Raw genomic sequence first — 23,941 nt, 5'->3', positions numbered from 1 at the left:
TGAACCGGCGCGGATTGGATTCAGCGGATCATGTTCAAGGGTTTCAAAGAGTTCCTGATGAGGGGCAATGTCATCGATCTGGCGGTGGCGGTCGTCATGGGCACGGCCTTCACCGCCATCGTGACCTCGGTCACCAAGGGGCTGATCGAACCCCTGCTGGCGATTCTGGGCACCAATGGCGAACTGGGCCTGGGCTTTCAGATCATCGGCGACAAACCCGCCACCTTCGTGGCGGTGGGGCCGATCATCAGCGCGGCCATCAATTTCGTCATGGTGGCGGCGGTGCTGTACTTCGTGCTCATCCTGCCGATGAACCACCTGAAGAAGCGGTTCGCGACCCCGACCGAGGTCAAGGCCGATCCCACCGAGCTGGAGTTGCTCGCCGAGATCCGCGACCTGCTGGTGGCGCAGCGCGCCGCGGGTGACGGCAAGCACGCGCTGGCGGCGCGTGCCACCGGCGACGGGCCGAACGGCGATTCGGCCACGAAGTAGCGCGAACGGCCGTGCCCGGCGCGGACATTCTCCGTTTCGGGCTATCGTCGTTAGCCGAACCATTGCCAACACGCGAGGCGAGGAGGCGCGACGATGGGCCGGGTCCCCCGCGGGCAGGTGCCCGCACCCGATTCCGACAGCGCGGACGCCCCGCTGCCCGGACGCTGGGCCATGCTGGCGGTGCTGTGCGCGAGCCTGCTGCTGGTGGCCATGGACGCCACCATCCTGAATGTGGCGCTGCCCTCGCTCATCCAGGACATGCAGCCCAGCCCGATCGAACAGCTGTGGATCATCGACATCTACGGCCTCGTCCTGGGCGGCCTGCTCATCACCTGCGGTGCGCTGGGCGACCGGCAGGGCCGAAAGCGACTGTTCCTCATCGGTTTCGTGCTGTTCGGCCTCGCCTCGGTGGTGGCGGCGGCGGCGCAGCAGCCCTGGCAGCTGATTCTCGGGCGGGTGCTGCTCGGCATCGGCGGGGCCATGGTCATGCCGTCCACGCTGTCGCTGATCCGCACCATCTTCACCGACGACCACGAACGCACGCTGGCCATCGGCATCTGGGCGGCGGTGGCCGGGGCGGGCGCGTGCGTGGGCCCGGTCGCCGGTGGTGTGCTGGTGGAGCACTTCGGGTGGTCGGCCGCGTTCTGGATGAACGTTCCGGTGGTCGTGGTGACGGTGGCGGCCGGTATCGCGCTGCTGCCGGAGTACCGCGCGCCGCAGCAGGGTGGCCTCGACCTCACCAGTGCGGCGCTGTCCATCGCCGGTGTGGTGGCGCTGGCCTGGAGCATCAAACACCTCGCCGCGGGCAGTGTGACGGTGCTCGACGCGGCGATGCTGCTGGTGGCGCTGGCGCTGCTGGCATTGTTCACCCTGCGGCAGCTGCGCTCGGCCGATCCGCTGCTGGATGTGCGGTTGTTCCGCAATCGCACCTTCCTGGCGGCGGCGCTGGCGACACTGGTGGCCATGCTCGCCATCGGCGCGGCGCTGTTCCTGATCTCGTTGTGGCTGCAGTACATTCACGGCTATTCACCGCTGGAGGCGGGTATTCGCACCATTCCGGCGGCGGTGGCGACGCTGTTGGGGTCGCTGGCCACGCCGTGGCTGCTGCGCCACGTCGGGGTGCGCACCGTGCTCGGCGTCGGATTGTTCGCCCTCGCCGCCGGTTTCGCCGTGCTGGCGATGTCGCCGGAGCCCACCGTGTACCCCGTGGTGGCGCTGGTGCTGGTCACTCTCGGGCTCGGGGACGGGCTCGCGGTCACGACCGCCGCCGCGGTCATGGTGGCGGCGGTGCCGCCCGAGCGTGCGGGTCAGGCCGGTGCCGTCGAGGAGACCAACTACGAACTCGGCATCGGTCTCGGGGTGGCGCTGCTCGGCAGTATCCACGCCCGGATCTTCGCCGCCCATATGACGGGTTTGCCGCTGCGCGGCGATGATCTCGAGACCGCGCAGGGCTCAGTCGGCGGTGCGGCCTATGTGGCGAGCCGTGCGGACGGTCCGATCGCCGAGCAGATCCTCACCACCGCCAGCCACGCCTTCGACCTCGCCCTCACCACCACGGCGTGGATCTCGGTGGCGCTGGTCGGCACCGTGGCAGTGCTCGCGGTGACCCTAGTCCCTCGCGGCTTCAAGGCCACCGCCAGCCACTGATGGTCACGGCCGGTGAACCGTGCAGCGGCAGTGACCGTTGGATCGGCGCTGCATCGAACGTGGGCCGGAACGATTGTCGGTGGGGGTCGTCAGGTGCGGGCGGGTGCGGCGTCGGACAGCAGGACCGACTTCAGTTGGGCCAGGCCGGATCTGATGCGGGCCTTGGCGGCGGGTTCGCCGATGCCGAGGCGGGCGGCGACCTGGCGGTAGGTGAGGCCGCAATAGAAGGCCAGTATCACCGATTCGCGTTGGCGCGGGGTGAGGGCGGTCAAACCCGTTCGTACCGCGTGTTCTTCGTGGCGACGCACGATCTCCTCGGCCACCACGTCGGCCGGTCGGCGGTAATCGCTCGCACCCCAGCGGTTTTCGTACCCGTAGGCGGTGCGTTCGCGCCGCACGCGGTCCACCGCCTGATGGTGGGCCAGGGCGCACAGCCAGGTGAGGGCATTGCCGCGCGCCGGGTCGAAGGCGGCGGCGCTGCGCCAGACCTGGAGGTACACCTCATGACAGGTCTCCTCGGCGTATCCGATGTCACGCACGACGGCCCGCACCCGGGAGAACACCAGAGTGCGGGTGGCGCGGTAGAGCCGGTCGTAGGCGTCGCGGTCACGGTCGCCGACGCGGCGGAGCAGATCGTCGTAGTCGCTGCCGCGGCGGATCGGGCGGGCGGCGGCGGGTGCCGCCGTGGTACACGGTGGTTGTGACATGAGTGAAGCCCCCGGGTGGATATGCAGGATCGCGGACGGGCGTCGAGGTTCTGGACGCTCGCTTGTCACTGCGGAATCCATCCGGGGACAGGGGATCTCGGCTCCGCAGTGCTCAGGCTACTCCGTCGGCGAAATCCACATCGGGGATCTTCGCCAGGTCACTCAGATTCGCAGACCCAGCTCCACGATGCCGCGGGCGACGGCGTGCACGGTGACCCGATTGCGCCGGGCGTGGGCACGAATGAGCTCGAACGCCACGGCGGTCGTGGTGCCGTGCGCGTGGGCGATGACGCCCTTGGCCTGTTCCACCACGATCCGCGAGGTCAGCGCGTGCCGCAGTTGGGCGGTGGTGCGCTGGTGCTGGCGCACCTGATGCCTGCTGAGAATGTGTTCGGCGGCCATGGTGGCCAACAGCGCGGCACGGTGCACGTCGCGCCGCGACCACGGTCGCGGCTCATGCGAATACAGGCTCAACACACCGGCTTCGGTGTCGTCCACGCGCATGGGGATGGCCGCCACGGCGCAGATGCCGTGCCGTCGCGCCAGGTCGGCGTACTCCGGCCAGATGTCACGGTAGCGCTCGATCTCGGTGATGGTCATGGGTGCTCGGCACGAGAAGGCCACCGCGCCGGGGCCGTCGCCCCGATCCCACTGGCAGGCTTCGAGTTCCAGCAGTTCCTCGGGCAGCGCCCCGAACAGTTCCGGCTGATCGGGCAGCCGGACCGCGACGGTGACCCCGTCGGGCTCCAGTACGCCCATGGCGCTGCGCAGGACCAGCAGCTCACCGTCTGACACCGCCATCACCCCGATCGCCGGACATACGTCTCCGCCGCGAAAAAGAACTCCCGTGCAGCGCCGCCCAACATCCCATCGTATGAGAACGTGAAGCTTCAACGGAATAGCCGTCTCATTCCGGCTCGAAACATATGCTCCGGTCCACCACGCCCCGTGCCACCTGAACCAGCGAAAGCCCGTGGGAGAAGGCGTATCCGCGCATCCGCGCGTAGGCGTCGGTCACCTCGATGCCGAGCTGGGCGCTGGCCATCCCCGCGGCCTGGTGAATCCACCGGCTCGACGACGGCTGCCCCCAGCGCCGCGTCTCCCCCTCGGCCGCCAGGACGAGGCTGGCGGTGACCAGGTCGGCGACGTGCAGGCTCGCCGTCACCAGCCGGGGCCCGGGCCGCCCGATAGCGTCCCGGTACAGATCGAGCGCGCCGAGCCTGGCTCCGCCCAGGCGCAGCGGAATCGCCAGCAGGGATCCGCGCGGGGCAGCGTCGCCCAGCGCCTCGGCGAATCCGGGCCAGCGCTCGACCTCGGTGGCCAGGTCGGGAACGGCGACCGGCACACCGTCGTCCACCGCCGACACCGCCGGCCCTTCCCCGGCGGTGGCCTGCGCGGCCTCCACCCGGTCGGCGATCTCGTCACTGGCGCACCAGGGTTGCAGTCCGGCATCGCGCTCCTCGAGCACGATGGCCGCCCGCCGCACCGGCAGCACGTGCACGCAGGCCCCGCACACGGCCACCAGTCCGCCGCCGCCGTCGCGCACCGACCGGAGGAACTGTCCGGTCAGCTGATCGAACTGTGCAGCACCCATCGCACCGAACCACCCCACGACACCTTGTTGGCAGCCAGTATCCGCAGGGTAGCCCGGCCGGTCCAGAGTCGAAAGTCCCTCGTACACAGCACGATCGGTCGGTACGTTCCCGATGCGGTGGCTACGATTCCGCGACCGTCCGGTGCGGGACACCGAGCCGGGAGAGTCCGCGCAGATCGTAGGTGTGCGTGGCGACGGCCCCGAACAGCAGGCCGATCCCGAGTCCGAGCACCGTCATCCAGATACCCTGGCTCAGTCCCGCTTCCAGATGGCCGTCGAAGAACAGGATCGCGCGCACGGCCAGGTAGATCTGATGCATGGGCTCGAAGGCGGCCAGATCGGCGACATAGCGCGGGGTCGCCTCGATCGGAATGGACCCGGACGAGGACGGCAGTCCGAGCACCACGAACAGGACCATGTTCACCACCAGCCCCGGCGTGCCGAAGGCGGCCAGCACCGACAGCCCGGTCACCGCGACCGCGACCACGGCCAGGGTGCCGTACAGGAACAGCGTGAGCGGATGGTCGACGGGCATGTCCAGCAGGGTGGCGATGCCGAGGAAGATGGCGGACACGATGGGCGCGGTCACCACCGCGACACCCCATTTGAGCAGCAGCGTACGCCGGCGACTGATCGGCGCGGGCGGCGAATTCCGGTAGTACGGACCGTATTCCGCGGGCGCGTAGCCGAGCGAGGAGTCCACCAGCGAGTGGATGATCATGGCACCGCTGAAGCCCGCGAACAACAGGATGAGCGTGTAGAAGAAGGCCGACAGCCCCTGTCCGGTGCCCTCGGGCAGCGGACGGTAGGGCGCGATGTCGACATTGATCGGCTCGGCGAGTTGCAGGCGCGCGGCCCCGGCGAGCGCGGCGGCCGCGGTCTCGCCGCCCGGCGGCGGTCGCAGCTGCGCCTCCACCCGCTCGGTGAGCTGGGTGCCGACGGTCGCGTTCACCTCGCGCATGGCACGATCGGTCACCCGCTGCATGATCGAGGCCGCGTAGGTGCCCGCGCGCGGGTTGGTGTTGACGGTGATGATGGGCCGTTCCACCTCGCCGGGCACCACGGCGGCCGCGCCGAGAATGGCCATCCGCTTGGTGAAGTCCCCGGGGATGACGATGGCCCCGTAGACCTGTCCGTGCTGGAGTTGCCGCCGGGCCTCGTTGATGCCGAGCAGGCGCAGGTCGATCTTGTCGGCCGGAACCTTCTCGACCATGGCCGCGGTGATCTGGTCGCCGAAGTTGACGGGCTGCCCGTCGAGGGTGTCGCCGACGTCCTGATTGACCAGCGCGACCGGGAAGTCGTGCAGATTCTTCTCCGGGTCGGCGGTGTAGCCGAGGTACATGGTGCCCAGCAGGGCGGCGAGCAGGCTCACGACCGCGATCGGGAAGGCCCACCCGCGCGGGGAGAGGTGGCGTCCAGATGCGGGGGCGCTCTGGTTCGTCATAACCTTCGCCAATGTAGGCAGTGGCTACAAAGTAGTCAATGCCAACATTGCGGATGTGTCGGATATCCTGTGTGGACCATGTCCATCCGTTCTCGCTACCACCACGGTGATCTGCGCTCGGCGCTGCTCCAACGCGCCGAGGCCACCTTGCGCAAAGTAGGGGTGGACGGCCTGTCGCTACGCCAGCTGGCCCGCGATATCGGCGTCAGCCACGCGGCCCCGAGCCGCCACTTCCGCGATAAGCAGGCCCTGCTCGACCAGCTCGCCGCCACCGGCTTCGACCGGCTGGGCGAATGCTTCGCCCACACCGTCACCGAGGGCCCGGTGACCGAACGCCTCTACGGCATGGCCCGCGCCTACCTGCGCTTCGCCGTCGAGAATCCGGAACTGCTGGCCCTCATGTTCGCCCGCAAACAGCGCTCCACCTCCCCCGAACTGTCCGCGGCGGTGCAGCGCGCCTTCGCGGTGCCGGTGGACCTCATCGCCGTGGGACAGGCCGAGGGCGAGATCGTGGCCGGTGACCCCAAACGCCTCGGTCTGACCGCCATCGCCGCACTCCAGGGTGTCGCCACCATCGTGGCCTCGGATTTCACCAGCGACTACGACGCCGACCAGCTACTGACCGATATGGTCCGCCACCTGACCCACGGATTGCGTCCCCGCCCCTGAGCGATTCCCGCCCCGGCAGCCGCCCGGCTACGGTGTGTGACGTGACAGTGGAGGGCAGGCAGTACGGCGGGCGGGCCGTGGCCGAGCGCAGGGCCGAGCGACGGCAGCGCTTCCTGGACGCCGCGACCAAGATCTTCGCCGAACGCGGCTACGCCAACTGCTCGCTGGCCGACGTGTGCGCGGCGGCCGGACTGTCCAAACGACAGTTCTACGAGGAGTTCGAGACCCGCGAGGACGTCCTCGTCGCCGCTTACGACCGGATCCAGGACGAGGCCGGAGCCGCCATCGCCGCGGCGCTGGGCGATCTCACCGGCGGCGATCCCACCGCCGCCGTCACCAGGGTGCTGGCGGCGTACCTGGCCTCCATCGACTCCGATCCGTACCGCGCCAAGGTGGCCTTCATCGAGGTGGTCGGCGTGAGCGAGCGCATGGAACAGCATCGTCGCGCCCGTCGCCACGCCTGGGGCCGGGTGGTGCTGGCGGCACTGGAACCCATCGCCGGATCCGGTGCGCGGGTGCGCGGCAATCCGGCCCTGGCCACCAGCGCCCTCATCGGCGCGATCAACGGCCTGGCGCACGAATGGCTGCTGGAGCAGCCTCGCCCACCGGTCGACGAGCTCGTGGAGCTGCTGGTGCCGATCGCGGTCGCTCTCATCGACCGCTGACGGCCGGATCAGCCGAGCTGGCGTTGGAAGTAGGTGTATTCCAGCGCGGTGGTGTACGCCCGCTCGTCATTGTTCGAGCCGCCGCCGTGGCCGCCCCGAGTGGCCTCGTAGAACAGGTACGGATGCCCCTGTTCGGCCAGCCGGGCGGCGAATTTGCGGGCGTGCTGCGGGCCGACCCGATCGTCGGTGGTGGTGGTCCACACCAGCGGTTCCGGATAGACCACCCCGGGCTTCAGCTGGGCGTAGGGCGAGATGGAGGCCAGGAAGGCGCGCTGCTCCGGATCGGCCACCGTGCCGTATTCGTCCACCCAGGACGCCCCCGCGGCGATTTCCTCGTAGCGCAGCATATCCAGCAGCGGCACCGCGATATCGACGGCATTCCACAGGTGCGGGCGCTGCACGAGCTGCACGCCGACCAGCAGTCCGCCGTTCGAGCCGCCCTGGATGCCGAGGTGGCGCGGCGTGGTGATGCCGCCTGCGATGAGATCCTGTGCCACGGCGGCGAAGTCGTCGTAGGCGCGCTGCCGGTGCACCCCGCGCGCCGCCTCGTGCCAGCGCGGCCCGTATTCACCGCCGCCGCGAATATTCGCCAGCACGTAGACGCCGCCCCGCTCCAGCCACAGGCGGCCCAGCACCCCGTCGTAGCCGGGCGTGGATACCGAACCGAACCCGCCGTAGGCCGACAGCACGGTGGGATTGGTGCCGTCGAAGGCCATCCCGGCGGGCCGGACCACGAAGTAGGGCACACTGGTGCCGTCCGGCGAGGTGGTCTTCCTCTGCTCCACCACGTAGCGCGACGAATCGAACCGGGCCGGAGCCATTTTCACCGGGGTGGCCACGCCGCTGGCCGTATCCAGGCTCAGCAGCGTGGTCGGGGTGAGGAACGAGGTCACCGACAGATAGGCGATATCACCCGCCGCGTCGGCGTCCACGGCCTCGACAGTGGCGTTCTCGGGCACCGGAACCGGTGCGGCCGACCAGGTTCCGTCCGGAAGCGGGGTGTGGACGGCGGCGCGTCCGCGCACATCGTCGAGCGAGGTGACCACGATCCGGTCGCGGGTGACCAGGACGCTGCCCAGCGCCTCCCGCGGTCCGGGCACGTACACCGGCACCGGCCGCATCCGGCCCGGGTCGGCGGTGAGCTCGGCCACCCGCAGCGACAGCAGGCTTCCGGCGGCATGGGTGACACCCGCGACGGTCCAGTCCTGCCGCAGGCCGATCAGCAGTCGATCGCCGATCAGGCCCTCCAGGTCGTGCTTGGGCGGGATGCCGAGCGGTTCCGGCGCGCGGCCGTCGAAACGGCTCACCTCGTGCTCGAAGAAGGTGGTGCCGCGCCGGATCAGGCTCATCCGGCCGCCCGCGCCGTCCTCCAGCAGCACCGGCTGGGTGGCGAGTTCGTCGGCGGGGTCGCCGCGCAGCACCTCCACGGCGGCGTCGAGTGGCTGGCCGCGCCGCAGCTGTTTGACGATATAGGGGTAGCCGGAGGCGGTGACCTCGCCGGGCCGCCACTCCCGCGAGACCAGCAGCGTATCGAGGTCGAGCCAGGCCGCGTACTGCTTCCCGCGGGGCAGCGTGAACCCGTTGTCGACGAATGCGCCTGTGGTGCGGTCGAATTCCCGGACGGTCACGGCATCCTCGCCGCCCTCGGACAGTCGCACCAGACATCGGGTGTGCCGGACCGGGTCGCAGTCGATGCCTTTCCACACCCAGTTCTTGCCGTCCGCCCGCGCGACCGCGTCGAGGTCCAGCACCGTGGTCCAATTCGGTTGTGGTGACTCGTAATCGGCTCGGGTGGTCTCGCGCCAGATGCCGCGCGGATGCTCGGCGTCCTGCCAGAAGTTGCCGACCCGTCCGTGTTCGAGCCTGGGCACGGGGATCCGATCGGGCGAGTTGCCGAGTTCCCGGGCCACCGCGAGGTTGCCGGGGAAGTTCGGGTGCCGTTCCAGCACATCGAGAGTCCGCGCGTTCTGGTCGGCCACCCACTGCCGCACCCGGGGGCTGTCGAGTTCCTCCAGCCACAGGTGCGGATCCTGCGCACCGTCCGACGTACCGCATGCCGCGATCACCGCGACCACGACGGCCGCCACCGCCGTCCGCCACCACCTGCCCACGCCACCCATGAAGCCCCCTTCGGTATCGGAACCACCCTGTCCACCCACGGTCGAGAATGACCGATGGTCGACGATGCGGTGGCGTGGCGCGCGGGATCGGTGTGTCAGCCGCGCGCCCGGCCGGCGATATCGAGCGCCGCGAGGTACCCGAACACCAGCGCCGGACCGATGGTCGCCCCCGGTCCAGCGTAGGTATGGCCCATGACCGGCGCACTGGTGTTGCCCGCCGCGTAGAGTCCCGCGATCACCGAGCCGTCGGCCCGCAGCGCGCGGCCGGCGGCGTCGGTGTCGATACCGCCCTTGGTGCCGAGGTCGCCCGGCACCAGCCGCGCCGCGTAGAACGGACCCTTGGTCAGCGGCCCGAGGCTCGGGTTCGGCTTGTTGGCGATATCGCCGTAGTAGTGGTCGTAGACGCTCTCGCCACGCCGGAAGTCCTCGTCCACCCCGTTGTCCGCGAAGCCGTTGAAGCGCTCGACGGTGGCGGTCAGGGCGGCGGCGGGCACGCCGATCCGCTCCGCCAGTTCCGCGATGGTGGCCGCCTCGACCAGCACGCCGGACTCCAGCCACGCCTTGGGCAGCGGGGCGCGGCCGGGCAGCGTGGCGAACATGTACCGGTTGCGGTACTTCTTGTCGAAGATCAGCCAGGCGGGAATGTGCTCGCCCGGACCGTCGCCCTGCCCGAAGTCGCCGCCGTACATCCGATGCACCGCTTCGACATACGGCAGCGACTCGTTCATGAACCGCTCACCCCGGGCGTCGACGATGATGCTGCGCGGCAGTGACCGTTCGGTCAGCGCGAACCACGGCCCCTCGGGCAGCGGGATGGCGGGGCCCCACCACGCGTCGTCCATGAGACGCACGGCCGCACCGAGTTTCAGCGCGGCGGTGATGCCGTCACCGGTGTTGGTGGGCGCGCCGGTGGTCCACTCCGAACCGACGGGCTCACGCTGGTACTTGCGCCGCATCTCGGCATTGTGCTCGAAACCACCGCAGGCCAGCACGATTCCGTGTCGGGCCCGCCACACCTCGGGGCGGCCGTCGCGTTCGACCCGGGCGCCCACCACGCGATCGTTCTCGGTGATGAGTTCGGTCAGCGCGGTATCGAGTTCCACGGGCACCCCGGCCGCCCGCACGCCCAGCATGAGCTCGCCCATGAGGGCTGCGCCGAGTCCGCGCAAGCGGCGGCCGCGCAGGTAGGCGCCGAGCGCCCGCGCGGCGACCCGCAGCATGGCGGCGGGGCCGCGCCAGGTGCGCAATCCGAGACTGATCCAACGGTATTCGGACTGCTTCACGACCAGATTGGTCGGTGCGGCGCTGTAGGGCGGATGCATGGTGGCGGCGTCGGCGCCGAGTCGGCGGGTGTCGAAGGGCAGCGGTTCGCAGGAGCGGCCGGCGGCCCGTCCGCCGGGGGCCTCCGGGTAGTAGTCGGCATAGTCGCGCACCCATTCCAGATGCAGCGGGGCGGTGTCGATGAGGAAAGTCAGGGCTTCCGCACCGCGGTCCAGGTATTCGTCGATCCGCGCCGGATCGGCATGCGGGCCGACTATGCCGTGCAGATAGCGACGGGCGTCCTCGAGGTCGTCGGCCGGGGCCTGTGCTCGCAGCACCGGATTGTCGGGAATCCATACGCCGCCACCGGACCGTGCGCTGGAACCGCCCCAGTACGAGGATTTCTCGATGATCACGGTAGCCAGGCCGTGGGTGGCGGCGGTCAGCGCGGCGCTCATCCCGGCCGCTCCCGAACCCACCACCAGGACGTCCACGACGCGCTCGGCAGTCGTTTCCTCCGAGCCCGAAGTCTTCACCACGGTCCTTTCAGATCTTGTGCGAGCCGAAGGTTACCCGCCGGTCACCGACCCGGCGAATCGGCCCGCGCGGGCACGACGGCGAACCGCTAGCCTGACTCCGGGTCGGATAGTCGAACGGGAGTACCAGAGTCCATGGAACGCAACCGCGGCATCGCCGCCATCGCAGCACGCCCGACCGTCCGGCTGCCCCTCGCGGCCGGCGCCGCGGCGCTGGCCGCCGTGGTCGCCATCGCCCCCGCCCCGGCGAGCGCCGAACCGGGCGGATGCACCGCCGTCACGACAACGGCTCTGCCACTGCGCATTCCGGTGTTGGACTGGGCGGAGAGCATCGGCGTCGATGACCGGGGCAATGTGTGGGTGGGTCGCATGTATCGGAACGTGGTGGAGCGCTACAACCCCTCCGGTGAACTCACCGCGACCGTTCCCGTGGCCTTCCCCGGCGCGATCGCCTTCGGCCCCGACGGGCTGCTGTACGTCAACACCGGCAATGCGCCGTTCTCCGCGATCACCCGCACCGGCGGCGTGGTCCGGCTGGACCCGACCGCCGCCGCCCCTCGGCCGGAGCCCTTCGTGAGCGGCCTCGGCATGGCCAATGGCGCGGACTTCGACGCGGCGGGCAACCTCTACGTCGGCGACACCACCGCCGGGGTCGTCCGCATCCGGCCCGACGGCACCGTCGACGCCGACTGGACCGCCCGCGCCCCCAAGACTGTCAGCGAGAACGGGCTGGCAGTCAATGGCATTACGGTGCAAGGTGATTCGGTGTTCGTAACGCTCATGGGCAGTCCCGCCGCCCGGGTGCTGCGCGTTCCGATCGCCGACCCCGGCCACCCGACCGTCGCCGCCGACCTGGCGGCCGCCCCGTTCACCGCCCCGGCACTCCCGGACGATCTCACCGTCGGCCCGGACGGCCGACTCTACGTCGCCACCACCAGCGGCCACCTGGTACGCGTCGATTCGGAGACCCACGCCACCTGTACCGTGCTGGCGGGCGAGCCCATGACGGCCGTCGCCGCGGGCCCCGGCCGGGATCTACTGGTGAGCACGGAAAGCGGTACGGTGCTGCGGGTCCGCCTGGACTGAACGGCCATGGCATACGATCGACCGTATGGCCGAGCACGTCGCCGACCCCGGGGCCGATCGGATGCCCGACGACGCGACCTCCCCGGGTGCACCCCCCACCGATGGTCGCCGCAGTCGAGGCGATCGATCGCGCAAGGCGATTACACGCCGCGCGGTCGATCTCGCCTCGCTGGACGGACTCGACGGATTGAGCTTCGGTCGGCTCGCCGATGAACTGTCCATCAGCAAAGCGGGCATTCAGACGCTGTTCCGAACCAAGGAGCGGCTTCAGCTGGCGACCATCGACGAGGCGCGAACAGTCTTCGTGGACACGGTGATTCGACCGGCCGTAACGGCTCCGGAGGGAGCCGAGCGACTGTGGGCGCTGATCGGAAACTGGATCGACTACGCCACCGCACCACTGTTCCCGGGCGGCTGCTTCTGGACCGCGAATCTCGCCGAGTTCGACAGTCGCCCCGGGCCGGTGCGGGATGCGCTGATGGAGCAGCACCACGCCTGGCTGGCGGCCCTGGCACACGAACTGCGGGTGGCCGCCGACCGGGGCGAGATCGCCGCCCCCGAGCCGGAAGTCACCGCCTTTCAGCTCCAGGCCGTGCTGAGCGCCATGAACATCGCGCTGCGCTGGGGAGATGCGGACAGCGTGCGGCGAGCACACCGCGCTCTGGACACCCTGCTCGCGCCCTCGACGCGTCACAGCACCTCGAACACCCGGTAGGCGACGCCGTTCTCGACCGGGTAGCCCGACCCGACGCACACGACGTCGTTCAGCCACAGGTAGTTTCGCGCCCCGGTTTCGAACGACGGAGCCGTCCGGAAGTAGTACCGCGACGGATCGACCAGATGCCGCGTGGCCGGATTCCCGATCTCCGCGCGGATATCGCCGGGCATGATCCAGCGCCCGCCGTAGCTCATCTGCACCAGCGCGCCGTCCTCGGCCCGCAATGTCACCCGCACATCCAGCACCATGGCCCCGTCGGCTCGGAACACCGCCCAGTCCCCGCCGCCGGACACCACCTCCCCGCGCAGCCGCTCTCCTTCGAACGTTCCTCCCACGGCCCGGAAGAGCACCCGCTGCCCGAGCGGACCACCGATCGACAGCGGCGCGTCCAGGTCGACCACCACGTCGAAGAGCCGCCGCGTCGCGATCGGCGCGATATCCCGGATACGACTGTCCATGATCATCTCCCGTCCCGGAACAGGTGCCGCCGGACCTCGTCGCCGGAGACACCCGATTGCGCGCACAACTCGGCCAGGTCGAAGTGGAAGTACTCGCCGACGATCAGATCGTCGGCGAAGCGGAAGCGGAGGAAGACCGGCAGTTCGGCACCGCGGCCGGTGGGGAAGACACCCAACCCGTTGCCCGTCAACGTCATTCGCGCGGTTCCCCAGGCGACGAGTCCGGTCCGGTCGGCGAGGTGGCCGGTCACCTCGACCCGATAGTCGGGAAATGTCGCGAAGAACCAGCGCAGTGCCGTCTCGTTCGCCGATCGGCCGCGCACCACCGCTCCGAACGCCGGAACCTCCAGCACCATGTCGTCGTGCATGAGCCGCAGCGCGGCGGAAACATCCGCCCGACCCTTCGCCGTGGCGAGTTGCCGCACAAGCTCGAACATTCGATCGGTGACCATGGCCAAAACAATACATACGATCGTATTTAATTGTCCAGGGTCGGGTGCGTTGCCCCGCGCAGGCGCCCACCTGGACAATCGACTGCGCGTATCCGATTTCCGCGCCCGCGCCGAGGAGCTGACAGATGGCCACCGAACACATTCGGCACCTCGAGGGGGCGATGGTGGACGGCCGCCGCTGGCGGGTGGGCGCGCATCGGAAGACCATCGTGGAACAGCCGGGGCGCGGGGAACCGGCGCGGCGGCTCGTCTGGGCGATCGTCGACGCCGACGATGCTGTCACCGAGTCGTTTCGTATCGAGCGCGACGGCGGGTACGTCGACCCGGACGGGCGGGTGCTCGCGCCAGCGGACGACACGCTCGTCCGGATCGCGCATCCGCTCGAGCTCGCCGACGGCCTCGACCGGTGGCGCGCGGTGTTCGCCGACCGCGGGCTGTCACAACCGTTCGCCCAGCTCGATCGTGAGGTGTACACCCTCACCCCGGCGGAGGCGGCCTCTAATCGCCTGGCCCGCTTCGACAATCGACGGGTACGCACCGGCCGGGTGTTCGGGCTTCAGCAGTACGGGTGGGTGCTCGCCGACCGGCGCGCGTTCCGCCGCGTCGACGCCCGCCACCAGGTGACGCTCACTCTCGACCACGGCATCCGGGGCGGGTTCCACGACGACCCCGACGAGCTGCGCATCTTCGGGGTGGAGGTGAGCGGCGGCGTCTTCGGGGCGCTGGAGCCCGTCGCCGCCTCGGAGCTGCTGCGACAGCTGGAACGGCTCTCCCGCTGACGCTGTTACTGTCGATGGGACCACTGGCGCGGCGCTGTCGCATCTCGCGCCGCGCCGACGAGAATGGTCCTCCCGTGAAATACCTCCCCCGCGTCATCCTGTTCCTGGCGATTCCCGCCCTGCTGTTCCTCCTACCCTGGTGGACGCTGGTCGCCGCGCCCACCGACGGCGCGAGCACGCTGTTCTGGCTGGGTACGGCGGTATTCCTGCTGGGCTACGCCGTGCTGCCGACGACCATGCTGCTCGGGCACGGGAGCAGACAGTCGGATGCGGCGTCGATCGTGGGCGACACGCTGCTGGGCGTGATGTGGGTGCTGTTCAGCTGGTCGGCCATCGGCCTGGTCGCCGGACTGGGGCTGACCGTGGCGGGGGTGGACGATCCGGCGCGCTCGCGCATCATCGCCGCGGGAGTGCTCATCGTCGCCGTGGCGCTCAGCGTCTGGGGCGTCGTCGAAGCCCGGCGCGTTCCCCGGGTGCGCACCCTGGAGATCCCCATCCGCGGTCTGGGCACCAGGCTCGACGGGTTGCGCGTGGCGGTTGTCACCGATACCCACTACGCCGCCACCGACCGACTGCGCTGGTCCGAACGCGTGGTCGAGGTGGTCAATTCGCTCGATCCCGATATCGCCTGCCATGCGGGCGATCTCGCCGACGGCTCGGTCGAGAAGCGGCACCGGCAGGTGGATCCGCTCGGCAAGGTACAGGCCCGGCTCGGCCGCTACTACATCACCGGCAACCACGAGTACTTCGGCGACGCGCAGGGCTGGATCGACCATATGACCTCGATCGGCTGGCAGCCCCTCCGCAATCAGCACGCGGTGCTGACCAGCGGCGGCGACAGCCTGATCCTGGCGGGCATCGACGACCCCACCGGGACCACCCTGCCCGGCCACGGCCCCGACCTCACCGCCGCACTGGACGGCGCGAACCGCGACCTCCCCGTCATCCTGCTGGCCCACCAGCCCAAGCAGATCATCGAAGCCCAGGCGGCGGGCGTGGCCCTGCAGATCTCCGGCCACACCCACGGCGGCCAGATCTGGCCCTTCCGCTACCTGGTCCGCCTCGACCAGCCGGTGGTGGCGGGTCTGTCCCGGCACGGCGCGACCCAGCTCTACACCAGCCGCGGCACCGGCTTCTGGGGCCCGCAACTCCGCGTCTTCGCCCCCAGCGAGATCACCCTGCTGATCCTGCGTGCGGAGCGGACCGACTCCGGCCGATGATCGTGGGGCACGGATGCCGGCAGACGGGAACGTCGAATCCGGCCTGCGAGGCCGGGCCCGCTCAGCCGCGGGGCGGTGCGGCCAAACGGAGCAGCGCGGCTCGGAGATCCGGACGGGGGCCGCGGTCCGTCAGTTCCATGAGCGCTGTTTCGGCGATGGCGGCGACGAGCAGGACGGCGATCGGTTCGGGGTCGCTCCAGCCGAGCGCGGTGAGATCGGCGGTGAGGACGTCGGCGGCCTGCCTGTTGCGCTGTGCCACTTCGTCGCCGAGGGCGGCCTCGGTGCGGGCCTGGACGAGCAGGGCCTTGGTGGCGGGTTCGGCGAGGCAGCCGTCGAGGTAGGCCCGGATGCCGGTGGCGAGGCGTTCGGCTCCGGGCCGCTGGTCGGCGATCCGCTCCTGGACGCGCTCGAACAGATGGTCGTGGAAGGCGCGGTGCAGGGCGAGGATGTAGTCGTCGCGGCTGGGCCAGTGCTGGTAGAAGCTGCCCTTGGCCATATCGGCGGTGGCGGTGATGGAGTTGACCGACAGTTTGGACAGGTCGGAGGTGGCCAGCAGGGTGCGGCCGGCGTCCAGCAGGGCGCGGCGGCCCGGTTCGGCGGATCTCATGACACCGATCCTGCCCGGTGCTCGAGAAACGGCCGCACCGCGTCGAGGAACAGCCCCGGGTGCTCGCTGAACGGTTCGTGCCGGGTGGGCAGCGTCGAGATGCGAGCGTGCGGCAGGGCGCGAGTGATACCGCGTCGGTTGAGCGGCCACGGATTGATCGGATCGCGCGTACCCCACACCACCTGAACCGGGGTGTGCGGCAACAGCGGAGCCTCGGCGACCAAATCGCATCGCGGATCGGCGAGGCTGCGCCACAGCGAGCAATAGACGGCCAGCCGCACCGGATCGTCCGGAACCCGTTGCGCCCGTTCGTAGATGGCGCGGTGTCCGGCGTCGCGCAGCGGTCCCAGGTAGGCGCGGGCACTGGGCCGGACGAGGTGGCGCGCCAGTGCGGGCCGCCCCATCGCTCGACAGACCAGACGGGTCGCGATGGTCGCCGGGGTGAATCCGGCGGGCTGCACCAGCACCACCGCCCGCACCCGTTCCGGCCGGAGCTGTGCCGCGCGCACCGCGGCATAGCCGCCGACACTGTTGCCGATAATGGCAACGCGTTGAATTCCCCTCCACCCCAACGCGTCGACCACCTCGACCGCCACTTCTCCGAGGCTGTCCGCGGTCATCTCCTCCGGGTGCGCGGCGGACGAATCGCCGTAGCCGGGCCAGTCGACACCCGCTACCGGCAGCTCCCGAGCGAATTCCGCCGCGACGGCATCGAAATCGCGATGATCGCCCGGATTGGCGTGCAGCAGTAGCACTCCCGGCACATCGCCACGTTCCGGACCGGACAACCACACCGCCACGCGGCCGTGGCGCGTATCGATGTCGAGGCGGGCGGGGCGGTTCACCGCACACCCCCGTGCTCGACCGGTGGCGCCAACGGCCCGAGCAGCGGTGCGACCACGGTGCAGTCCACCGGCCGCGCCCGCTCCGGGTCCAGGGCATTGAGCACCTCGGCGACCGCGACCGGGTCGGATGTCAGGCCGTAGTGCTCGCTGAAGTCGGTGGCGCACATATCCTGCAGCACCACGTTGCGCGCGTTGGGCCCCTCCAGAAGTCCGGTCGTGTACGGGGTGGCGATCTCGTCGTATCGGCTGACGATGCCGACGAATTCGGTGTCGGGCAGCAGCCGCGGGTCGGCGCGCAGCAGGTCGATCATCGGCGAACCCGGCGACATCTGGCAGGGTCCGCAGTCCGCGACGATCGCCGCCGCGCCCGGCAGATCACGGATGCGGTCGCCGAGCATGGCCAGCCCACTGACGGTCGTCCCGTGAAACGGCCCACCCAGGCCGATCAGGCGGGCGATGGTCGACGCGCCACCCAGGTGGTGCATGTAGAAGAAGGGCACCGCGGCACCCATCGAATGCCCCACGACATCCACCCGGTCCACACCGGTCGCGGTGCGCACGCGGTCGATGAACGCGCCGATCTCGGCGGCGCTGCGCTCGACCGGAGCCAGCGCGCCCACCGCGGGCCCGAGCGCACCCGTGCCGTAGGTGGTGGTGAAGACGCAGTATCCGGACCGCGCGAGCAGGGGCGACAGCGTCTGCCATGTCACGGTCTCATTGCCCAGCCCGTGCAGCAGTACCACCGGGCGCGGATGATGCTCGTTCGGGCGACAGGACCAGTCGTTCGCGCCCGGCGGCGGCTGACCCGGGGCGGCGGCCTGTGCTGCCAGTCCGGCCAGATAGCTGTAGGGCACCGGCTCGTCCCGCTCGGCCGCGGCCGTACCCGCGACCCCACCCAGGAGCACCGCCACCGTGGCGACCAGTGCCGCGCATCGTGTCACGAATTCCACCGCATCCCTTCCCGCCGAAGCACCGGGCGGTCACCACATCGACGGAGTGACCGACCGGTCGGTCATAGGCTACCGCGTGTGACACCGCCCTGGGAAGGGCGTTCGGAGAAAGGAATTGCGAGCCGCTATCTCTTTCGCGCGACGTAGTAGCTGTTGAAGATGTCCGCCTCGATGTGCTTCACCTCGACGGAGGCGAATCCGGCGTCGTGCAGCATGCGGGTCGCGAGCTGCTCGCCCCACATGGTGCCGAGCCCGTCACCGTCGAGCGCCAGCGACACGGTCATGCAGTGCATGGTGGAAATGGCGTACATGGACGGGCCGAGCGGATGTTCCATGTTGTCCTCCAGATTGCTGGAGGCTTGGATATCCACCATCAGGAAGGTGCCGTCCTCCCGGAGCGCGTCGGCGATGCCGCGCAGCACGCGCGCCGGATGCGCCTGATCGTGAATCGAGTCGAAGGCGGTGATCAGGTCGTAGCTGTCGACCACCCCCAGATTCGTCACATCGCGCACCTCGAACCGGGTATTGGTCACGCCCATCGCCGTCGCCTCCGCGCGACCGGTGGCGACGCCCTCCTCGGAGAAGTCGTAACCGACGAACCGGCTGTTGGGGAATTCCCGGCCGAGCAGATTCAGCGCATGCCCGCTGCCACAGCCGATATCGGCGACGTCGATACCCTCGCGGAGCCGCTCGGGCAGGCCCGGTACCAGCGTGATGGTGACATCGATCAGCGCGACATCGTGGATCGCGGAGCTCTCCTCCGCCATGAGCTGCTGGAACCGGCCGTACTTCGAGTAGGGCACGCCGCCGCCCCGCCGGAAGCAGCCGACGATATCGGGTTCGACGCTCGCCGCCAGTGGGATGTACTGGGTGAAGGCGGCGACATTCTCCGGACCGGCTGCTCTGGTCAGCGCCGCCGCATGTTCGGGGGGCAGGGCGAAGGTACGGCTGCCCGGGTCGTAGTCGACGATCTTCCCGACGGTGAGCGCGGACAACCACTCCCGCACATAGCGCTCGTTCAGATTCGCGGCGCGGGCGATATCCGCACTCGTCGCAGGGGGCAGACCGCTCATGGTGTCGAACAGCCCGGTCTGATGGCCGATACTGACCATGAGCGTCAGGAAGCCATCGTTGATCAGTTCCAGCATGCGATTGCCGAAGGCCTCCGCCCGGGCGGCGAATTCCGGATCCTCCGATCCGGTCGCGGGGACGGCTGCGAGTGTTTGAGTACCGTCGGACATGACATCTCGATTCCGAATGATTCGACCTGTTGATCAGCGCGGTCGACGAGCGCTGATCGCCCCCACCGCTTCCGTGTGACACCCACCCCACCCGCTGTGATGTCGAATACGCGCCGCACCCGATCTTCCCGAGACGTGATGCGAATCACATAGTAGCCCCGGCGGCAGCAGCCGACAAGGCGAGCGAACCGCCCGCGCCGTCCCCACCGGAACGACGCTGCCCAGGTCAGACCGCCTGCGCCAGGCGCGGCCAGGTATGCGGCTGGTCGCGCAGCCATCGCAGGTTCTCCCGCACGGCATCGCGCCAATCCTGGGTCGGCAGGTATCCCAGCTTCGCCGTGGCGTAGTCGCTGGGGCACCACCAGTCCTCGGCGACGTGCACCAGGGACCGGGTCAGGAACGGATCCGCGCCGGGCAGCACCGGATGCAGCGCCTCCATCAGTCGACCGAAGGCGTATCCGGCACGGTAGGGCACGCTGAACCACGGCGCGGGCGCGCCGATCTCGGCCGCCATGAACTCGATAACCGTTCGGGCGGTAGGGAATTCGGGACCGCAGATATTGAACGACTCGTACGGATCGAGTCCCGGCGCGAGCGCCGCGCGCGCCACGCCCTCGCCGAGATCGTGGTCCCCGACCAGGGCCAGACGCGCACGTCCGCCGTTCAACCAGGGCACCAGCCGGGTGCGCAGGCGGGGCGCGAGCGCGGACACCAGACCGAGCGCATTCCCCGCCCCGACGAAGTGCCCGAGCCGAAGCGTGACCATTTCCGTTCCCGCACCGCTGCTTTCGCGCAGGTGCCGGTCGAGGTCGATCAAGCGGTCGGCATGCGGCCAGAGTCCCGTGTACCTGGCCGGGGCGAAATCGCCGACCGCCGTGCCGTCCCGGCTCGGCGGGGCGATGGCCACCGTGGCGGCCAGCACGAAGCGACGGGCCCCGGCCGCCACCGCCTGATTCACGAGGTCGACCGCGGGCTCCAGGAAGTGGGTGCGCTCTTCGCGGCGATGACCCCAGAAGGCACCCCAGGTGCCGAGGTGGCAGATCACATCGACATCGCGCACCACCTCGCGGCGGTAGTCCGGATCGAGCAGGTCGCCCGATCGCACCTGGCCGGTGAACCAGTCGGGCAACCGAATCGGGTTGCGGCAGGCGGCAATCGGTTCGACACCGGTGCGCGTGGACAGTGCCCGCAGGGCGCGGCCACCGAGGAATCCGGTGGCTCCGGTGACCAGTACCCGGGTGCGGTCGGTGGCGCTCATGCCAGGCCCTTCAGCTCAACGGCGGGAGTGGCCGCATCGATGTCCGACCGGTTCTTGCCGATACGCAGTTCACCGGCGCGCAGGGCGAGCACGGCCGCCGCGAGCGCGAAGATCCCACAGACGAACAGCGCCCGCTGGAAGCCCGCGGTGAACGCCTCCGGCGGTGCCGCCGCCCCGGCGAGCAGCTCGTTGGTCCGCGAGGTCGCGATGGCGGTCAGAATCGCCAAACCCATTGCGGCGCCGAGCTGTTGCGAACTGTTGAGCAGTCCGGCCGCCAAGCCCGCCCGGTCGGCGGGCACCCCCGCGTTGGCCGCGGTCGTCACGGCCACGAATACCGCGCCGAGTCCGATGGACACCACCAGCAGGCCGGGCAGCAGATCCGACCGGTAGTCGCCGCCGACCGGAATGCGGGACAGCTGGAACATGGCGGCCGCGGCGATCAGCGCACCCGCCACGATCACCGGCCGGGTGCCGACGCGTTCGAACAGCTTGGCGGACACACCGGCGGCGATGCCCATGCCCACGGTCACCGGCAGATACGCGGCACCGGCCTGGGTCGGCGAGAAGCCGAGCACATTCTGCATGTAGAGGGTGAGGAAGAAGAACATGGAGACGAATCCGGCGGCCAGCATGCGGCGGCGTCCGACCAGGTCGGCCAGTCGCCCGCCGAGCAGCAGGAAGCCGCCGTAGGTGAGCAGGTAGCCGCTCAGCACCCACTGCACGCCGTGCGCCGTGAAGGGCAGGTCCGCGCGGATCGAGGGCAGGGCGACATTGAGGATCGAGGAGTCGACGATATCGAGGAATTGGACCGCGCAGAGGAGTAGCAGGATCAACCGGCCGCGGGCCGAGGTCAGGGTGGAGTCGGTTTCGGCAACCATGATTCACCTTCGATTGGACTGTTTAGTCCAATCGAAGGTAGCAGTCTTTGGACTATTCAGTCCAGAGTGGTGACGGGCCGTCCGCCCACAGTGAAATCAGGCGGCCTCCATCCGCAGCCGCGCCAGCCCGGCCTCCACCGCCAATCGCAGCGAGACGGGGTCCCGCCGCGCATGCCCCAGCAGCAACCCGCCCTCCAAGCTCGCCAGCAGTCCGGTCGCCAGCGCCGCCGAATCGGCACCCGACCGCAACTCACCCCGCTCGACCATGCGCGCGATGGCATCGGCGAACAGCCGCTCCCACGCGTCGAACGCCGACGCGACCTGCTGCCGCGCGGCCTCGTTCCGATCCCCCACCTCACCGGCCAGGGTCCCGATCGGGCATCCGGCCATGGTCTGCTCGTACACCGCCACGAACCCCGCGAGCGCCTGCTCGAGCCCCTCCAGACTCGCCACCCGACCCAGCAACCGAGTCAATTCCTCGATCACCCGCCCGCACCGATACCCCACCGCCGCGGCGATCAGATCGTCCCGATCGGCGAAGTAGTGGTACAGCTGGCTCTTGCTCGCCCCCGTCGCCGCGCGCACCACGTCCAGACTCGTGGCATCCACCCCGCGCTCGCCGATGAGTTCGGCCGCCTGCTCGACAATCCGCTCCCGGGTCGCGCGCCCCCGGGTGGTCTTCGGGTCATTCGACATACCACGATGGTAGTCCAGTTCTGGACCACTCGGTCCATACCGCTGCCGTCGGCGAATTCCGCACGAATATCGACGCATACTCGATACCCCTTCCGCTGGAATTCCTGAAATTTACGACATATATACGAATGCGGCGGCGCATGCCCATGGCAATGCACCGCCGCGTTCGTGATGGATCAGGCGAAGATTCCGACGATCGAGCCGATCAGCTTGACGATCGCGGTGCCCAGGTCCAGGCCGCTCCCGAGCACGCCGGAACCGCTGTTGAGCACCGAGGAACCAGCATCGATTCCGCTGACGAAGTTAATCATTTCTGAACCACCTGTACTGATGAGGAGGGTTTTCGGGGACAAGGGGAAAGCTAACACCGGCAATTGCGGTCGACAACCCGTGGAATCGAAAGAAGGACACCGCTGATCACAATAATCAAATCGAGCCGAATACATCCCGATCAGCAGATCTCATACCCACACAGCTACCGGGACTCATAGATTTCGCGAATAGTTCGACAATCACAGTTATTGGGCCGTTATTAACTTGGAATTCAGAGAATCTGGACCCTGTGAGACCGGTCACCGGACTGACACAGCCATCAGCGCGTGAATATCACAACGGGAATCTCCCATTCCACCGCATCCTGCATATCCCTGAGGAATCCCCACCGCTCGATCTGCCTATCCCACAACCGTTTCCGCTCCTCCCCCGCCGCCACCGACGCGACCATCGACCACACCTCGCGCCCGACCTCGACCTCCACTCGCGGCCGCGCGACCAGATCATGAAACCAATTCGGCCCCCGCTCCCGCCCGTTGTCCGCCGCGAACACCACCAACCGCTCCCCATCCCGCGCATACCCCACCGGTACGGTTCGCCGCTCCCCGCCATCCCCCTCGGTGGTCAGCAACAACACATCGAACTCCGCATACACCCCGCCCAACTTCCCCCCATTGGCCCGAAACTCCGCAACGGCCTCCCGCTGCACGCGGCGACTCTCCTCGTAGGACATGTGCCGATGGTAGGCACCGCGAGCTACCGGAATCACCCCGGACTATTCCGTCGCCGATCGGTGCCGCACCGCGACGCCGTCGAGCAGCAATCCGACTCCGGTCGTGAGCAGGTCGTCGAAGGACAGTGCGGGACTCGGCGGGCGGGCGGCGAACATCCGGTGCAATGTCGGGCGGATGCGCGGGTCGAGTAGTTCGGCGATCTCGGCCGGGACCGTGTCCGAGCCGGCGCCCGGAAACGCTGCCACCAGGGTCTCCCGGTCGGGGCAGTAGCGGTACAGCGCGGCGGTCGCGACACCGGGTCCGGTTGCGGCGGGTCGCATGTGCCTGGCACGCGAGCGCTGTGTTGAGGGAACCGGCGCCTGCGGATCGGCGTCTAACTGGTGCACGGACCATGTATCAGCGTCGCGCGCTTCGCGAGATGGGTTACGACCCTGACGATTTGACCGTCCAGTTGGATTTGGCGTGGATTCGGTGGCTGCTGTGGAGGGAGATCACCTACCGCGGCGACGACCCGAGAATGCTCGGTAAAGCGACACCGCCACGTCGCAGACATTACGTGCCTAGATCGCACGAACCAGACACCGGTCGATGAGGACAAGGACGAATCGGGCA

Annotated in this window: 26 protein-coding genes; 8 read left to right on the top strand and 18 right to left on the bottom strand. The window is 69.2% G+C overall.

Features of this window, described 5'->3' with window-relative positions; genetic code table 11:
* Positions 1 to 30 precede the first annotated feature (30 nt).
* Entirely contained in the window at positions 31 to 492 is a 462-nt protein-coding gene (gene mscL / locus ON31_RS33335) for a large conductance mechanosensitive channel protein MscL (RefSeq protein ID WP_039819215.1), read from the top strand.
* A gap of 93 nt (positions 493 to 585) precedes the next feature.
* Entirely contained in the window at positions 586 to 2,139 is a 1,554-nt protein-coding gene (locus ON31_RS33330; protein ID WP_218007425.1) for an MFS transporter, read from the top strand.
* An 89-nt stretch (positions 2,140 to 2,228) separates the two neighbouring features.
* Here the strand turns inward: ON31_RS33330 and ON31_RS33325 are convergent, their stop codons facing one another.
* The 4 genes from ON31_RS33325 to ON31_RS33310 all read right to left on the bottom strand — a co-directional run bounded on the left by ON31_RS33325 (position 2,229) and on the right by ON31_RS33310 (position 5,884).
* Complete coding sequence (locus tag ON31_RS33325) at positions 2,229 to 2,846, bottom strand: sigma-70 family RNA polymerase sigma factor (protein ID WP_081592934.1); 618 nt, start codon at positions 2,844 to 2,846, stop codon at positions 2,229 to 2,231.
* A gap of 162 nt (positions 2,847 to 3,008) precedes the next feature.
* Positions 3,009 to 3,641 (bottom strand): GAF and ANTAR domain-containing protein, encoded by a 633-nt coding sequence (locus ON31_RS33320; RefSeq protein WP_169335064.1) that lies wholly within the window; start codon positions 3,639 to 3,641, stop codon positions 3,009 to 3,011.
* A gap of 112 nt (positions 3,642 to 3,753) precedes the next feature.
* A complete protein-coding gene (locus ON31_RS33315) occupies positions 3,754 to 4,440 on the bottom strand; it encodes a GAF and ANTAR domain-containing protein (protein ID WP_051038249.1) in 687 nt (228 codons plus the stop codon).
* 121 nt (positions 4,441 to 4,561) lie between these two features.
* A complete protein-coding gene (locus ON31_RS33310) occupies positions 4,562 to 5,884 on the bottom strand; it encodes a YhgE/Pip domain-containing protein (RefSeq protein ID WP_051038248.1) in 1,323 nt (440 codons plus the stop codon).
* Positions 5,885 to 5,962: 78 nt separating this feature from the next.
* Here ON31_RS33310 and ON31_RS33305 point away from each other — a divergent pair, with 78 nt between their 5' ends.
* Both ON31_RS33305 and ON31_RS33300 read left to right on the top strand, forming a co-directional pair.
* Positions 5,963 to 6,553: a TetR/AcrR family transcriptional regulator gene (locus tag ON31_RS33305; protein WP_039819214.1), complete on the top strand. Its 591-nt coding sequence runs from the start codon at positions 5,963 to 5,965 to the stop codon at positions 6,551 to 6,553.
* 41 nt (positions 6,554 to 6,594) lie between these two features.
* Entirely contained in the window at positions 6,595 to 7,218 is a 624-nt protein-coding gene (locus ON31_RS33300; RefSeq protein WP_029931855.1) for a TetR/AcrR family transcriptional regulator, read from the top strand.
* Positions 7,219 to 7,226: 8 nt separating this feature from the next.
* Here ON31_RS33300 and ON31_RS33295 read toward each other — a convergent pair whose 3' ends face one another.
* Both ON31_RS33295 and kstD read right to left on the bottom strand, forming a co-directional pair.
* The gene (locus tag ON31_RS33295; RefSeq protein ID WP_051038247.1) at positions 7,227 to 9,338 is read right to left on the bottom strand and encodes a prolyl oligopeptidase family serine peptidase; all 2,112 of its coding nucleotides are present in this window, start codon (positions 9,336 to 9,338) and stop codon (positions 7,227 to 7,229) included.
* A 95-nt stretch (positions 9,339 to 9,433) separates the two neighbouring features.
* Positions 9,434 to 11,134, bottom strand: a complete 1,701-nt coding sequence (gene kstD / locus ON31_RS33290) for a 3-oxosteroid 1-dehydrogenase (RefSeq protein WP_255222361.1) — start codon at positions 11,132 to 11,134, stop codon at positions 9,434 to 9,436.
* Positions 11,135 to 11,269: 135 nt separating this feature from the next.
* Between kstD and ON31_RS33285 the strand changes: the two genes are divergently transcribed.
* Both ON31_RS33285 and ON31_RS33280 read left to right on the top strand, forming a co-directional pair.
* Positions 11,270 to 12,220 carry an SMP-30/gluconolactonase/LRE family protein gene (locus ON31_RS33285; RefSeq protein WP_051038246.1) on the top strand — a complete coding sequence of 317 codons (951 nt, stop codon included), beginning with the start codon at positions 11,270 to 11,272 and terminating at the stop codon, positions 12,218 to 12,220.
* Between the two features lie 25 nt (positions 12,221 to 12,245).
* Positions 12,246 to 12,935, top strand: a complete 690-nt coding sequence (locus tag ON31_RS33280; protein ID WP_039819211.1) for a TetR/AcrR family transcriptional regulator — start codon at positions 12,246 to 12,248, stop codon at positions 12,933 to 12,935.
* Here ON31_RS33280 and ON31_RS33275 read toward each other — a convergent pair.
* Together ON31_RS33275 and ON31_RS33270 are read right to left on the bottom strand one after the other, a co-directional pair.
* Complete coding sequence (locus ON31_RS33275) at positions 12,911 to 13,396, bottom strand: DUF3237 domain-containing protein (protein ID WP_039819358.1); 486 nt, start codon at positions 13,394 to 13,396, stop codon at positions 12,911 to 12,913. The two genes, ON31_RS33280 and ON31_RS33275, sit on opposite strands and share 25 nt — an antisense overlap.
* A gap of 2 nt (positions 13,397 to 13,398) precedes the next feature.
* On the bottom strand, positions 13,399 to 13,848 hold the full coding sequence (locus tag ON31_RS33270; RefSeq protein ID WP_039819210.1) for an ester cyclase: 450 nt from the start codon (positions 13,846 to 13,848) through the stop codon (positions 13,399 to 13,401).
* A 125-nt stretch (positions 13,849 to 13,973) separates the two neighbouring features.
* On the opposite strand from ON31_RS33270, the gene ON31_RS33265 reads away from it, so the two are divergent.
* Together ON31_RS33265 and ON31_RS33260 are read left to right on the top strand one after the other, a co-directional pair.
* Positions 13,974 to 14,627, top strand: a complete 654-nt coding sequence (locus ON31_RS33265) for a DUF4132 domain-containing protein (RefSeq protein WP_039819209.1) — start codon at positions 13,974 to 13,976, stop codon at positions 14,625 to 14,627.
* 74 nt (positions 14,628 to 14,701) lie between these two features.
* Positions 14,702 to 15,847, top strand: coding sequence for a metallophosphoesterase (locus ON31_RS33260; RefSeq protein WP_039819208.1), 1,146 nt, complete (start codon positions 14,702 to 14,704; stop codon positions 15,845 to 15,847).
* A gap of 61 nt (positions 15,848 to 15,908) precedes the next feature.
* Here the strand turns inward: ON31_RS33260 and ON31_RS33255 are convergent, their stop codons facing one another.
* The 10 genes from ON31_RS33255 to ON31_RS33215 form a co-directional block, all read right to left on the bottom strand.
* Positions 15,909 to 16,454 carry a TetR/AcrR family transcriptional regulator gene (locus ON31_RS33255; RefSeq protein ID WP_039819207.1) on the bottom strand — a complete coding sequence of 182 codons (546 nt, stop codon included), beginning with the start codon at positions 16,452 to 16,454 and terminating at the stop codon, positions 15,909 to 15,911.
* A complete protein-coding gene (locus tag ON31_RS33250) occupies positions 16,451 to 17,299 on the bottom strand; it encodes an alpha/beta fold hydrolase (protein ID WP_051038244.1) in 849 nt (282 codons plus the stop codon). The genes ON31_RS33255 and ON31_RS33250 overlap by 4 nt, the downstream gene beginning before the upstream one ends.
* A complete protein-coding gene (locus tag ON31_RS33245; RefSeq protein ID WP_051038243.1) occupies positions 17,296 to 18,249 on the bottom strand; it encodes a lipase family alpha/beta hydrolase in 954 nt (317 codons plus the stop codon). The genes ON31_RS33250 and ON31_RS33245 overlap by 4 nt, the downstream gene beginning before the upstream one ends.
* 125 nt (positions 18,250 to 18,374) lie before the next feature.
* Positions 18,375 to 19,397: a class I SAM-dependent methyltransferase gene (locus ON31_RS33240; protein WP_039819355.1), complete on the bottom strand. Its 1,023-nt coding sequence runs from the start codon at positions 19,395 to 19,397 to the stop codon at positions 18,375 to 18,377.
* A gap of 319 nt (positions 19,398 to 19,716) precedes the next feature.
* Positions 19,717 to 20,748 carry an NAD-dependent epimerase/dehydratase family protein gene (locus ON31_RS33235; RefSeq protein ID WP_039819206.1) on the bottom strand — a complete coding sequence of 344 codons (1,032 nt, stop codon included), beginning with the start codon at positions 20,746 to 20,748 and terminating at the stop codon, positions 19,717 to 19,719.
* Positions 20,745 to 21,626: an MFS transporter gene (locus tag ON31_RS33230; RefSeq protein ID WP_039819205.1), complete on the bottom strand. Its 882-nt coding sequence runs from the start codon at positions 21,624 to 21,626 to the stop codon at positions 20,745 to 20,747. Before ON31_RS33230 ends, ON31_RS33235 begins: the two co-directional genes overlap by 4 nt.
* Before the next feature lie 96 nt (positions 21,627 to 21,722).
* A complete protein-coding gene (locus ON31_RS33225) occupies positions 21,723 to 22,322 on the bottom strand; it encodes a TetR/AcrR family transcriptional regulator (protein WP_039819204.1) in 600 nt (199 codons plus the stop codon).
* Between the two features lie 176 nt (positions 22,323 to 22,498).
* Positions 22,499 to 22,633 carry a hypothetical protein gene (locus ON31_RS38360; RefSeq protein ID WP_255222359.1) on the bottom strand — a complete coding sequence of 45 codons (135 nt, stop codon included), beginning with the start codon at positions 22,631 to 22,633 and terminating at the stop codon, positions 22,499 to 22,501.
* 281 nt (positions 22,634 to 22,914) lie between these two features.
* Complete coding sequence (locus tag ON31_RS33220; protein WP_039819354.1) at positions 22,915 to 23,304, bottom strand: nitroreductase/quinone reductase family protein; 390 nt, start codon at positions 23,302 to 23,304, stop codon at positions 22,915 to 22,917.
* Positions 23,305 to 23,370: 66 nt separating this feature from the next.
* Complete coding sequence (locus ON31_RS33215) at positions 23,371 to 23,649, bottom strand: hypothetical protein (RefSeq protein ID WP_039819203.1); 279 nt, start codon at positions 23,647 to 23,649, stop codon at positions 23,371 to 23,373.
* Positions 23,650 to 23,941: the final 292 nt, after the last annotated feature.

Source organism: Nocardia otitidiscaviarum NBRC 14405 (genome assembly GCF_000308635.1).
Lineage (GTDB): Bacteria > Actinomycetota > Actinomycetes > Mycobacteriales > Mycobacteriaceae > Nocardia > Nocardia otitidiscaviarum.
This window is presented reverse-complemented; position numbering and strand designations above follow the sequence as displayed.